The sequence below is a fragment of the Acinetobacter sp. ANC 5600 genome (assembly GCF_002018395.1).
In the GTDB taxonomy this organism is placed as follows: domain Bacteria; phylum Pseudomonadota; class Gammaproteobacteria; order Pseudomonadales; family Moraxellaceae; genus Acinetobacter; species Acinetobacter amyesii.
On record NZ_MVKW01000001.1, the window covers coordinates 623,184 to 636,318 of the forward strand.

General features: G+C 43.7%; 12 protein-coding genes. All 12 read right to left on the reverse strand.

What is annotated here, in order from left to right:
- Position 1: 1 nt before the first annotated feature.
- Positions 2-295 carry a cold shock domain-containing protein gene (locus B1201_RS03120; RefSeq protein ID WP_078192288.1) on the reverse strand — a complete coding sequence of 98 codons (294 nt, stop codon included), beginning with the start codon at positions 293-295 and terminating at the stop codon, positions 2-4.
- An 86-nt stretch (positions 296-381) separates the two neighbouring features.
- A complete protein-coding gene (gene upp / locus B1201_RS03125) occupies positions 382-1,017 on the reverse strand; it encodes a uracil phosphoribosyltransferase (protein ID WP_078192289.1) in 636 nt (211 codons plus the stop codon).
- A 126-nt stretch (positions 1,018-1,143) separates the two neighbouring features.
- On the reverse strand, positions 1,144-2,688 hold the full coding sequence (gene nuoN, locus B1201_RS03130) for an NADH-quinone oxidoreductase subunit NuoN (protein WP_078192290.1): 1,545 nt from the start codon (positions 2,686-2,688) through the stop codon (positions 1,144-1,146).
- A gap of 3 nt (positions 2,689-2,691) precedes the next feature.
- Positions 2,692-4,305, reverse strand: coding sequence for an NADH-quinone oxidoreductase subunit M (gene nuoM / locus B1201_RS03135; RefSeq protein WP_078192291.1), 1,614 nt, complete (start codon positions 4,303-4,305; stop codon positions 2,692-2,694).
- A gap of 1 nt (position 4,306) precedes the next feature.
- Positions 4,307-6,196, reverse strand: coding sequence for an NADH-quinone oxidoreductase subunit L (gene nuoL, locus B1201_RS03140; protein WP_078191097.1), 1,890 nt, complete (start codon positions 6,194-6,196; stop codon positions 4,307-4,309).
- Positions 6,193-6,501: an NADH-quinone oxidoreductase subunit NuoK gene (gene nuoK / locus B1201_RS03145; RefSeq protein ID WP_067665227.1), complete on the reverse strand. Its 309-nt coding sequence runs from the start codon at positions 6,499-6,501 to the stop codon at positions 6,193-6,195. The genes nuoL and nuoK overlap by 4 nt, the downstream gene beginning before the upstream one ends.
- On the reverse strand, positions 6,501-7,019 hold the full coding sequence (gene nuoJ / locus B1201_RS03150; RefSeq protein WP_171262661.1) for an NADH-quinone oxidoreductase subunit J: 519 nt from the start codon (positions 7,017-7,019) through the stop codon (positions 6,501-6,503). The genes nuoK and nuoJ overlap by 1 nt, the downstream gene beginning before the upstream one ends.
- Complete coding sequence (nuoI, locus tag B1201_RS03155) at positions 7,019-7,561, reverse strand: NADH-quinone oxidoreductase subunit NuoI (RefSeq protein ID WP_078191099.1); 543 nt, start codon at positions 7,559-7,561, stop codon at positions 7,019-7,021. Before nuoI ends, nuoJ begins: the two co-directional genes overlap by 1 nt.
- An 18-nt stretch (positions 7,562-7,579) precedes the next feature.
- Positions 7,580-8,596 (reverse strand): NADH-quinone oxidoreductase subunit NuoH, encoded by a 1,017-nt coding sequence (gene nuoH / locus B1201_RS03160; protein ID WP_078191100.1) that lies wholly within the window; start codon positions 8,594-8,596, stop codon positions 7,580-7,582.
- Positions 8,597-8,599: 3 nt separating this feature from the next.
- The gene (nuoG, locus tag B1201_RS03165) at positions 8,600-11,278 is read right to left on the reverse strand and encodes an NADH-quinone oxidoreductase subunit NuoG (RefSeq protein WP_078192292.1); all 2,679 of its coding nucleotides are present in this window, start codon (positions 11,276-11,278) and stop codon (positions 8,600-8,602) included.
- Positions 11,279-11,289: 11 nt separating this feature from the next.
- A complete protein-coding gene (gene nuoF, locus B1201_RS03170; protein ID WP_078192293.1) occupies positions 11,290-12,621 on the reverse strand; it encodes an NADH-quinone oxidoreductase subunit NuoF in 1,332 nt (443 codons plus the stop codon).
- Positions 12,618-13,127 carry an NADH-quinone oxidoreductase subunit NuoE gene (gene nuoE, locus B1201_RS03175; protein WP_078191103.1) on the reverse strand — a complete coding sequence of 170 codons (510 nt, stop codon included), beginning with the start codon at positions 13,125-13,127 and terminating at the stop codon, positions 12,618-12,620. The genes nuoF and nuoE overlap by 4 nt, the downstream gene beginning before the upstream one ends.
- Positions 13,128-13,135: the final 8 nt, after the last annotated feature.

The window sequence follows — 13,135 nt, forward strand, 5'->3', positions numbered from 1 at the left end:
ATTATTTACGCAAATTCGAAAGCAAAGCTGAAGTAATTGACTGGTTATTTGCCACTACTTTAGATTTTTTAGCTTTTGCAGATTTGTCCTCTTCACGCTCAATGTTTATGGCTTTATAACGATCACCATTTTTCACCACATTAAATTTCACACGATCATTACGTTTTGGCTCGACACCATCTGCGGGAAAGTCAGAGATATGGAAAAATACATCACCTTCTTCACATGAAAGAAAGCCAAAGCCCTTTTCAGGATTGTACTGCTTCACTTTACCTTTATATTGTTCGGACTTCATAAAAGTACCCTATTCCATTTATGCCAATGTCTTTAGTATATAAAAAAGAGGCTATAAAAGCCCCTTTTCTGTTCATGATGCAAAAATTAGTCTTTTTGAACTGAACCGAAAATTTTATCGCCTGCATCGCCAAGACCAGGAACGATATAACCGTTTTCATTTAAACCTTGGTCTACAGATGCTGTATAAATGATCACATCTGGGTGAGCTTCATTTACACGTTTAATGCCTTCTGGAGCGGCAACAAGCACCATGACACGAATATCTTTACAACCACTGGCTTTTAGAACGTCAATAGCAGCAACGAGCGATGAACCCGTTGCAAGCATTGGGTCAATAATCATCGCTAAACGGTTTTGTACGTCTGGTACTAATTTTTTGTAGTAAGTACGCGCTTCTAAAGTTTCTTCATCACGCTCTAAACCCAATACAGATACTTTCGCACTTGGAATCAGGTTTAAGAAACCATCCAACATACCAATACCTGCACGTAAAATCGGTACAACTGTTATTTTTTTACCGGCAATACGATCTACAGTTACTTTACCATTCCAACCATCAATTTCATGATCGACCATTGGTAAATCTTTCGTTGCTTCATAAGTCAGAAGCATAGTCACTTCTTGAGCAAGCTCACGGAAGTTTTTAGTACTAATATCTGCACGACGAAGTAAGCCGAGTTTATGTCGGATTAAAGGATGACGGATTTCATGGATAGCCACGGGAGAACACCTAAAAGGTTAAGATAAAATTTCAACCATTATAAAGCTATTTAACAAATGATAAAAATAAAAAAGCCCCCTTTACAGGAGGCTTTTTTGTAATAAGCAAATTAATTGCTTAATTCATTAGTTAAAACCACTTTGAATTAAGCTAAAAATGAACTGTTGTAATTCAGGTGAGATCGCAAAGTATGCCACTTGAGAAACTGCAATGATTGGATCTGGATATACACCGATCAACAACACAAGAGCAGCTGCACCAAGCACCATAATACCACCCACTTTTTGACCCCAATGATCGACAGCGTCGATACGTGGGTTTTCCGGTGGAGTCATGTACATCACAACCATCACACGTAGGTAGTAGTACAAACCGATACCTGAACCAAGGATCACCATTGCAGCTAAGAACCATGAACCACCAGCAACTGCTGTTTTGATCACAAGGAACTTACCAATAAAGCCCGCTGTTAATGGGATACCTGCAAGAGATAACATCATGACAGTGAGTGTTGCAGTCAACACTGGACGACGCCAGAACAAACCACGGTACTCAGCAAGACTACCTGCTTCGTCTTTGTTGTTGTAAGGGCTAGACATCAGTGTCACAACACCGAACGCACCAATCGTTGTTAATACATAAGTAATCACATAAACGTTGACGCTGCTGAATGTTGCAAAGCCTTGTACTTGAACAAAGTCAGTATTACGTGCACTGACAATAGCAACAAGTAAGTAACCAAAGTGAGCGATTGAAGAGTATGCAAGGATACGTTTCAAGTTCACTTGACGTACTGCTAGTAAGTTACCCGCAAGGATAGACAATACTGCAATGATGGTCACGATCGTGATGAAGCTGTCAGAAAGGATTAAGCCAGAAGCCAAGAAGTAACGAACGAATAGACCGATCATTGCCACTTTAGCCACAGTCGCTAAGAATGTCGCGATTGGCGCTGGCGCACCTGCATACACGTCTGGTGTCCATTTGTGGAATGGCGCAAGAGACAATTTAAATGCAACAGCAAATACAATCAGTGCAAGACCAAGGACTACACCCGGTTGGCTGAATGTTGTGAACATTTTGCCTGGTTCAGCAACGAATGCCATTGTACCTGTATACGCATATACATAAGCCATACCCATCAACAACATCGCAGAAGCGGTTGCTGAAAGCACCAAGTATTTCACACCCGCTTCAAGCGACTGTGAACGTTGGTGTGTATAAGCCAATAGGCCGTATACAGGAATCGACATTAACTCAAGGCTGATAAAGAATGACGCATAGTGAGAACTTGCAACCATTAACAATGCACCTGTTACAGAGCACAGCATCAAGATATAAAGTTCTTCACGGTTATCTTTATAGGTTTCGATATACGCATGTGACAGTGTGCAGCAAGCAAGTGCTGCAATCAAAATCACGAATTGGTACAACATCGTAAATGGATCTACGATGAACAAATTCATTACGTTTGCAGGTGCATACTGCCCTGCAACGAAAACAAAAATAATATAAAAGGCTGCAAGGTTCAGACCGATAACGGAAGTCGTTGCAACTAAATTGTGGTTACGCTTGATTGCAATTAGCAACATCACGACGATCGCAGTTAAAGCCACGATCATCACAGGAGCTAATGGCATAAGCTCAGAAAATGACATTGTGAAGTCCATGGCTTATTGCATCTCCACATTTTCAGGTTGTACAGCAATCTGCTGCACAACATCAACGACTTCTTGAACTGGGATATAGCTATTCGCAATCCACGCCATGCTTGAATTTGAAATATCAAGGAAGCTTTGTGGAAATAGACCAAGCCATACTAGACCAAGAGCACAGATTAAAAGAATCACAACTTCACGCGCATTTAAGTCTTTCAACGGATTTGCGTAATGCTGTTTTTGTTCTTCGTTTGGTGTACCAAACAATGCTTTGTGGATCAGGATTAAACCGTAAAGACCGGCAAATACTAAGCTTACTGCAGCAAGGATTGTGTACACAGGGAACTTGTCATAAGAACCCATCAAGATCAGGAATTCACCGATGAAGTTACCTAGACCCGGAATACCTACAAGTGCCGCAACAAAGAACATTAAGAAGAATGAAAGGTATTGGAACTGACCACGGATACCGCCCATCAAACGCATGTCACGTGTATGCAGACGTTCGTAAACCTGACCACACATAATGAACAATGCAGCAGAAGATAGACCGTGAGCCAGCATCATAATCATCAAGCCTTGGAATGTCAGGATGTTACCTGCATACAATGCAAGAAGTACGAAGCCCATGTGCGAAATAGATGTGTACGCAAGCAGACGTTTCATGTCTGTTTGTTGGAATGCACACCATGCACCGTAGAAAATACCGATTAGACCAAGAATGATCGCGATGTCAGCAAACTGAGCAGATGCTACCGGGAAGAATGGAATAACGAAACGTAAAAGACCATAAGCCGCAGTTTTAATCAAGATACCTGCAAGGTCGACAGAACCCGCTGTAGGTGCTTGCGCATGTGCATCTGGTAACCAGCCGTGTAATGGGAAAACTGGAAGTTTTACCGCAAAACCAATAAACATACAGATCATGAATGCATACGCAAGTGCTGGAGCTTTTGCCTCAACAGTGTGTGCAACACTCATCAAGAAGTCATAGTTAAAGCTGATTTGACCGTGAAGTTGGAAGCCAACAACCACTAGACCCAAGATACCGATCAACATGATCAGACCCGCAACCTGAGTATAGATAAAGAATTTAGTTGCAGCGTAAACGCGTGACTTACCTTCTGCCCCTTTATGACCCCAAAGTGCGATCAAGAAGTAGATTGGTACCAGCATCATCTCCCAGAAGAAGAAGAATAGGAACATGTCAATCGCTAAGAATACACCGATCACACCACCTAAAGACCACAGTAGGTTTAAGTGGAAGAAACCAACGTTCTTTTGAATCTCACCCCATGAACAGCCGACCGCAAGTACACCCAGTAATGCAGTTAAACCCACCATAAGCAGTGAAAGACCATCCACCGCAAGGTGAATGTTAATCCCTAAAGTGGTAATCCACGGTAGGTTAAATTGAGCAGCCCACTGTGGAGCTTGTGTACCCAACTCGTAGTTATAAGTACCGCTTTGCCATAAAACGACGGTTAACACCAACGTTAATAGCATACCAATTAAGGCAATATAGCGTGGTAAGTGCTTGTCGAGTTTATCGACAAGCCAGCATACAAAACCTGCAATGAACGGAATAAGGATCAGAGCGGGTAGAATTAAATTGTTTGGAGTTTCCATTTTATTTCCCCACGACCTGAATCACGACCAGGATCAATAGTAATGCAAACGTACCGAATGCCATACTAGATGCGTATTCACGCAATGAACCTGTTTGACGTGAACTTGTAAAGCTATTACCGCCTTTAACAAGTGCAGGCAATACAAGCCATAAGCCGTCAATTGGATCACGACCAAAGATTTTAGCCAGTAGCAAATAAGGCTTAACGAAAACAATGTTATACAAAGCATCGAAACCAAGTGCATTACGACAGATATTTGCAAGACCCGCGCCCAGTGAAGTTTTCGCGAACGATTTCACTGCACCATAAGCAAAGGCAAATAACACCACACCCACTGCAAGACCTGCAAGTGCAATACCAACAGCTGTGTATTCAGCGCTATGCATACCGTGTTCTAGTGCTTCTGGAATATTAAACGCTGGGATTTGTGCAGCATTTAAAATATTCGTTACTGGTGCTTTTAATACATAAGCTAAACCAGTTGAAAGCACTGCAAGAATCGCCAATGGACCCCAGTAAGTAACACCTTTGATTTCATGGTAAGGCGTGTTTTCTTTACCAAAGAATACAACCCAAATAAGACGGAATGTATAAATTGAAGTTAAGAACGCACCTGCTACACCAGTCCAGTACAAGCAGTCATAAACTGCAATCGCTTGACCTTTCACCCATACCGCACCAAGAATCGCATCTTTCGAGAAGAAGCCGATCGTGATGAATGGAATCGCAGCCAATGCACCGCCACCAATCGCGAAACAAGCAAACAAGAATTTGTTTTTGTGGAATAGACCACCCATCTTGAAGATGTTTTGCTCGTGATGGTAAGCCAAAATCACTGCACCAGAAGACAAGAATAATAATGCCTTGAAGAATGCGTGAGTCAGCATGTGGAATAGACCTGCTTGGTAAGCTTCAGCACCTACAGCCATAAACATATAACCCAACTGACTCATAGTTGAGTAAGCAAGAATACGTTTGATGTCTGTTTGTACCAATGCAGCAAAGCCTGCAACTAACAATGTCACCGCACCTGTGATTGAGATGAACATCATCACTTCTGGCGCTTGTTCAAACACGCTGAACATACGGCTACATAGGTAAACACCCGCCGTTACCATTGTTGCTGCGTGGATCAATGCAGATACTGGTGTAGGACCAGCCATCGCATCTGCCAACCATGTTTGTAATGGGATCTGAGCAGATTTACCTGCAGCACCCAAGAACAACATCAATGCAGTCCAAATCGCAATTGAAGAACTCTGAGCCAAAACTGTTGGCGCAGCAGCTACAACTTCTGCAATGTTTAAAGTGCCGAATTGTTGGTAGATCAAGAACAATGCGATCAGTAGGAATACGTCACCCACACGTGTTACAGTGAATGCTTTAATTGCAGCAAAACCGTTTGCAGGTGTTTGGTAGTAGTAACCAATCAATAGGTATGAACATAGACCTACACCTTCCCAACCGAGGAATAACAACGCTAAGTTGTCACCCAACACTAAAAGCAGCATGCTTGCTACGAATAGGTTGAAGTATGAGAAGAAACGTGCAAAGTCTTCTTCGCCACGCATGTACCATGTTGCAAAGATGTGAATTAAGAAACCCACACCTGTGATCATGCCCATCATCAATAATGATAAGCCATCTAAATGAAGCGTGAAGCCCGGTGCTAAGTTACCTGCACTGAACCAAGTCCAAAGATGCTGAGTTGTTGCAACTGAACCATTATTAACAAAGTCGATACCGGCAATTAATGCAAATAAAGCTGAAAGACCAACTGAACCTGCACCAATAATTGCAGCAACTGATTCAGGAAGATTTTTACGACCTGCCGCCAACAGGATAAAACCAATTAGCGGGAATAGTACTGTTAAATATAAATAACTCATCCGCGCATCTCACTAGCAGCATCCACATCCAGATGATGGAAGCGATGATAGAACTGAAGGACGATCGCAAGACCGATACAAGCCTCTGCTGCAGCAAGCGTTAAGATCAAGATAAACATCACTTGACCATCTGGCTGTGCCCATGCGCTTCCTGCCAAAACGAACGCTAAAGCAGCTGCGTTCATCATGATTTCAAGGCTCATTAAAATAAATAGTAGGTTGCGTCGAACCATCACACCGTAAAAACCCAGTGCAAAAAGAATGGTTGCAACGATCAAACCATGTTCTAAAGGGATGTTGCCCATTATTCTTTGTCCTCTTCTGCACCTGGCTCACGTTTGCCAAGATGGAATGCAGCGACAAGTGCGCCAAGCAATAACATCGCAGCAACTTCAACCAGCAATAAGTACTGAGTAAAGAGTGAAGTACCCACTTCTTTCGGACCGACAACTTGAGCACCCATGACAGTGCCAGCAGTTGTGTAGTCTGACTTCAACATCCAAACAAGGATTAGACCCATCAGGAAGCTCATCAACGCAGGATATGCCCACGCTGAAGAAGTCAGCCATTTGCTTTCTTGTTCAACTGTATTTTGACCAAGATTCAGCATCATCACGACGAATACGAATAGCACCATGATTGCGCCAGCGTAAACGATAATTTCGAGGGCACCGGCAAACGGCGCACCCACGATCATGAAGATACCTGCAACTGCAAGTAAAGAGATAATCAAGCTTAATAAAGCGTGTACTGGGTTCGTGTTAGTTACAACACGAACGGTAGAGACGATGGCCACAAGCGCCATCAAATAAAATGGCCACATCATGGTAATAGACTCCGTACATCAACTGGTGTGCTTTCGCGTTGAGCCTGACCTTTATCTTTACCAGCAACAGCCATACCTGTTACGCGGTAGAAGTTATAGTCTGGGTATTTACCAGGACCTGAGATAAGAAGGTTTTCTTTCTCATATACTAAGTCCTGACGAACATACTCACCTAACTCAAAGTCAGGTGTCATTTGAATCGCAGTCGTAGGACATGCTTCTTCACACATACCGCAGAAAATACAACGTGAGAAGTTGATACGGAAAAACTCCGGATACCAACGACCATCTTCTTTTTCAGCTTTTTGTAGTGAAATACAGCCGACTGGACATGCAACCGCACAAAGGTTACATGCAACGCAGCGCTCTTCACCATCAGGGTCACGCGTTAACACGATACGACCACGGAAACGTGGTGGTACGATGTCTTCCGCTTTAACCTCTGGATATAAAATGGTGTCACGTTTACGTGTCGCGTGTGAGAATACCATCCACAACGAACGTACAATTGACCCAAATCCAGCTAGAAATTTAAACATTTTATTCTCCCTGCTGTCTTAGGCCTGATTCATCAGAATCACAGCACCAGTTACCAGAAGGTTAACCAACGCCAATGGCAAGCAAATTTTCCAACCAAAGTTCATCACTTGGTCATAACGTGGACGCATTAAAGAACCACGAGCCAAGACAAACATCATTACAAAGAATGCTGTTTTAATAATGAACCAGAATGCAGCTGGAATGAATGGAATATCTAGGTTGAAAGGCGCTAACCAACCACCGAAGAATAAAGTCACGATTAATGCAGAGATCAGTACGACGTTGACGTATTCCGCAACGAAGAACATACCCCATTTCATACCGCCGTATTCGACATGGTAACCTTCCGCCAATTCTTGTTCTGCTTCTGGTTGGTCAAATGGATGACGGTGAGTTACCGCAACACCCGCAACCACAAAGATTAAGAAACCTAAGAACTGAGGAATAACAAACCAAACATCGCGTTGAGCTTCAACAATTTCACGCATGTTGAATGAGCCTGCAATCGCAACCACACCCATCAGTGAAATACCCAAGAACACTTCATAAGAAATGGTTTGAGCAGCAGAACGTAAACCACCAAGTAATGCGTATTTGTTATTTGATGACCAACCACCGAATAATACTGCGTATACCGCAATACCAGCCATTGCCATAAAGAACAATAGACCGATGCTCATGTCTGAAACACCTAGATAAGGTGAAACAGGAATAACCATGAACGATAGCACCGCAGTTGCCATCGCAACTGCTGGAGCCATACGGAAAGTCAATTTGTCAGCAAATTTTGGTGTCCAGTCTTCTTTGAACATGATTTTCAGCATGTCGGCAACAATCTGGAACATACCGCCCGGACCTACACGGTTCGGACCGTAACGGTCTTGCCACAAGCCGAGTAAACGACGTTCAATAAAAGACATCAACGCAGCGATCAATACCACAACCAGTAAGATCACAATTGCTTGAAGAACTGAATAGGCGATTGGCCAGTTTTCAGCCCACAGCGGCGTTTGACGGATTAATTCTTGTTCCATGAATTACACTCCTACCGCGACTGAAACAGGTTCTGCAAGCGATACTGTAGGTGCTAGACCCACTGGGTAACCGATATAACCTGTAGGTAAGTATTCAATCACTTGAACTGGAAGGACGATTTCAACATCCCCTGCTTTCACAGCGATACGTTGACCATCTTGAACATTTAAGCGTGCTGCATCTTGTTCACCCACAGCAAACATTGCTTCAGGAATACGTGATTCCATCGCAGGTGTTTTCACTGTAAATTCACCAGAAGCGAAGATGTGATGCATCGGTACAAGACGGAAGCTTTCACCATTAACCGCAACTGGTGCAGGTGCAACGAATGTACGTGCTGGACGTTTCGCTAAACGATCGAATAAACGAACGCCTGCATCGCCACCTTTTAAGTGACCACCCACGTTGTCTTGGAATTTGTTCCAAGCTTGTGGAGAGTTCCAACCTGCAGACCAAGCAAATGGTACAAGTGAAGCTGGAGTTTGGTTACCTACATAACCTTCCATAGAGAACGTCAACGCAGAGTCTTTATCGACTGGTTGTTTTGGTTCATGAATAGAAAGTGGTGCGCGCATCGCAGTACGACCTGAGTAACGACGTGGTTCACGTGCCACTTTCAGACCATGTACACGGAAGCCAGCATCTGGTGCGACGTCTTGAATTGCTTCAAGTGCAGGAACGTTTTTCGCTACTGACTCAATCACGTCATCAAGAACTGTCCAAGAAATCGCTTTGCCTTTCACGCCAGTTTCAATGGCATGTAACCAGCGCCAAGATTCTTTGATCGCAAGTTCTGGTTTGTAGTAGCTTGGGTCATACACTTGGTAGAAACGTTGTGCACGGCCTTCTTGAGAGACCACAGTACCATCACCTTCGGCGAAGCTTGCAGCAGAAAGCACAATATTCGCTTTCTTCACAGTTTCAGTTTCAGAATGATCAAGTACGATCACTTCTTTACCAGAAAGTGCAGCATTCACCTGAGCGGCTGGTAAGCGACGATAAAGGTCATTTTCCACCACGATCACAGTATCGTAATCTTGTGCAAATGCTTGTTCTAAGCTTTGACCACCAAAGATCGCTAAGCCCATTGAGTTCACTTCAGGAACAGTCAATGTTAAGCCCGCATTACCAAGGTTCTGTGCAACTTGTGCAGCAGCTTCCATGATTGATGCGTCTTGCAAGCTTGTACCAGAGATGATTAATGGTTTTTTCGCAGCTTTTAAAGTGTCAGCAATAGTTTGTGCAAATGCTTTTGCATCGTCATCCAAACCTAAGATCACTTCACCTTTGACAGCAGCAGCGACCGCAAAACCTAAACGTGCAATGTCGTTAGGTGATGCAACAACTTCACCGGTAGCAACATCAGCTAAACGTGTTTGAGTGGCAGCAAGGATGTAAATCGGAGATTTGGCATCTTGAGCAATACGTTGTACAGGTTCAGCCAACCACTCTTGCGTACGGCGCTCTGCAGCCATTTCTTTCGCTTTATTTTTCGCAGCTTGGCGAACAGATAGAGCCATACGAGGCGCAGTTTGAGTCAGATCTTCACCCAAAATCAACACAGCATCGTAGCTTTCGATTTCACGCATACCAGGGTTATAAACACCTTCGGTTTGCATAATAGAAGCTGCAAGTTCAACAAGTTTTTGCTCTTTTTGAGACATACCCGTTGAGAAGTTGTCTTGACCTACAAGTTCGCGAAGCGCGAAGTTTGATTCAAGTGATGCACGTGGTGAACCGATACCCAATACTTTTTTGCCTTGGATATTTTCAATTACGGTATCCAATGCTTGGTCTACAGAAACTGTAGTTACATTTGCACCAGAACGGAATTGTGGTTGACGTGGACGATCTTCACGGTTCACATAACCTGTACCGAAACGACCTTTATCGCAAAGGAAGTATTGGTTCACGTCACCGTTAAAGCGGTTTTCTACACGACGTAGTTCGCCATAACGTTCACCTGGAGAGATGTTACAACCTGAAGAACAGCCTTGGCATACGCTTGGCGCATACTGCATGTCCCATTTACGGTTATAGCGTTCAGAGTGAGTTTTATCTGTGAATACACCTGTTGGGCACACTTCAGTCAAGTTACCAGAGAATTCAGATTCTAAAGTACCTGATTCTGGACGACCAAAGTAAACACGCGAAGCGTTTGCATACACACCAAAGTCTGTACCACCTGCATAATCTTTGTAGTAACGCACACAACGGTAGCACGCAATACAACGGTTCATTTCATGAGAAATGAAAGAGCCTAGCTCTTGGTTGTAATGCGTACGTTTTGTGAAGCGGTAACGACGACGGTCATGCTGAGTCATTACAGTCATATCTTGTAAATGACAATGACCACCCTCTTCACAGACTGGGCAGTCGTGTGGGTGGTTGGTCATCAAGAATTCAACAACAGAAGCACGGAAATTTTTTGCTTCGTCATCTTCAATCGAGATGTAGGTATTGTCAGACGCAGGCGTCATACATGACATAACTAAACGACCGCGAGTATCTTCAGGATTCGCGTATTGAGTCACAGCACATTGACGGCAAGAGCCGACAGAACCTAAGGATGGATGCCAACAAAAGTATGGGATGTCGATGCCAAGGCTAAGACATGCTTGTAGCAAGTTCTCTGAGCCATTGACTTCATACGATTTTCCATCGACATGAATTGTAGCCATAGTCGAATTCCTTAAGCTTGTTCTACGTTGCTAGTTTGAGCTGCCGCATTTACGACTTTAGCTTCAAATTCGCCACGGAAATGTTTGAGTGCGCCCATTAACGGTTCCATCGCACCTGGAGCATGCGCACAGAAAGTTTTACCAATCCAAAGCTTACGAGTCAGTTCTTGTAAGTGATCGATATCTTCTTTCTTACCTGTGCCATCTTCCAAGGCTTTAAGCGCTTTAACCGCCCAAGGTAAGCCATCACGGCATGGTGTACACCAACCGCAAGATTCACGCGCAAAGAATTCTTCTAAGTTACGTGTCGCAGAAACCATACACTGAGTTTCATCGACTACCATGAGCAAACACGTACCTAAACGTGAACCTGCTTTCATGATGCTTTCAGCATCCATAGGAAGGTCAATATGTTCAGCAGCAAGGAAGTCTGTAGAAGCACCACCCGGTAACCATGCTTTGAGTTTTAAACCATCACGCATACCACCCGCATGATCTTCAATCACTTCACGCGCAGTTGTACCAAATGGAAGTTCCCAAAGACCTGGGAATTTTACTTTGCCTGAAGCGCCATAAATTTTAGTACCTGGATCTTTCGACTTACCTTCAGATAAACCGATATACCATTCAGGACCACGAAGCATAATTGCTGGTAAGTTGTTGTAAGTCTCTACGTTGTTAACAATCGTAGGACGACCCCAAGCACCTGCAACTTGTGGGAATGGCGGTTTAGTACGAGGGTTCGCACGGCGACCTTCAAGCGAGTTAATCAATGCAGTTTCTTCACCACAGATATAACGACCCGCACCAGTATGCACGTGTAACTCGAAGTTCCAACCTGTACCTAAGATGTTTTCACCCAAGTAACCTTTGGCACGAATTTGGTCCAATGCTTCATTTAAGTATTGAGCCGCTTCGACGTATTCACCACGGATGAAGATATAACCCTGTGTTGCTTCTAATGTATAAGCAGCAATCAACATACCTTCGATCAACTGATGAGGAAGTTTTTCCATCAACAGACGGTCTTTAAAGGTACCTGGTTCCATTTCATCGGCATTACAGATAAGGTAACGAGGGCCTGAGTTATCATTTGGCGCCATAAGCGACCATTTGATCCCTGCAGGGAAGCCCGCACCACCACGACCTTTTACAGTCGCAGCTTTGATCACTTCAAGCACTTCTTTCGGTTGCATGCCAACAGCTTTCTTAAAGCCTGCATAACCTTCAAGTGCTTCGTAATCATCTGCACTGCGAACGTGTTCCTGTTTGCTCAAACGCCAAGTTAATGGGTGAGTTTCTGGGTTACCGTCGCCATAAATTGGTTTTGGTTCAGTATTCATACATACTTCTCCAATAACTGTTTAATTGAAGTCACTTCAACTAGACCGTGAGTGTCTTCGTCAATCATTAACGTCGGACCTTTGTCACAGTTACCTAGGCAGCAAATTGGCAATAAAGTAAAGCGACCATCTGCAGTCGTTTGACCAAATGAAATGCCTAATTCACGCTGGAATGCTTCAGCAAGTGTTTCCGCACCCATCAAGAAACAAGCAATCGAGTCACATAATAAAATTACGTGGCGACCAACTGGTTGACGGTAAATACGGTTATAGAAAGTTGCAACACCTTCTAGGTCTGCAAGGCTCATGCTAAGCAATTGCGCAATAGCATTCATCTGTGCATCATCTACCCAGCCATTACGGCGTTGTACACACTTCAACGCATCAAGACATGCTGCGCGTGGGTACGGATAGTGACCAATGTGATGTTCGATATCGTGGATTTCTTCCGCAGTTAAAATCCCTTCAACGTTCACACGTGGTTTTTTGTCAGTCAAAATCATCATAATGCGAT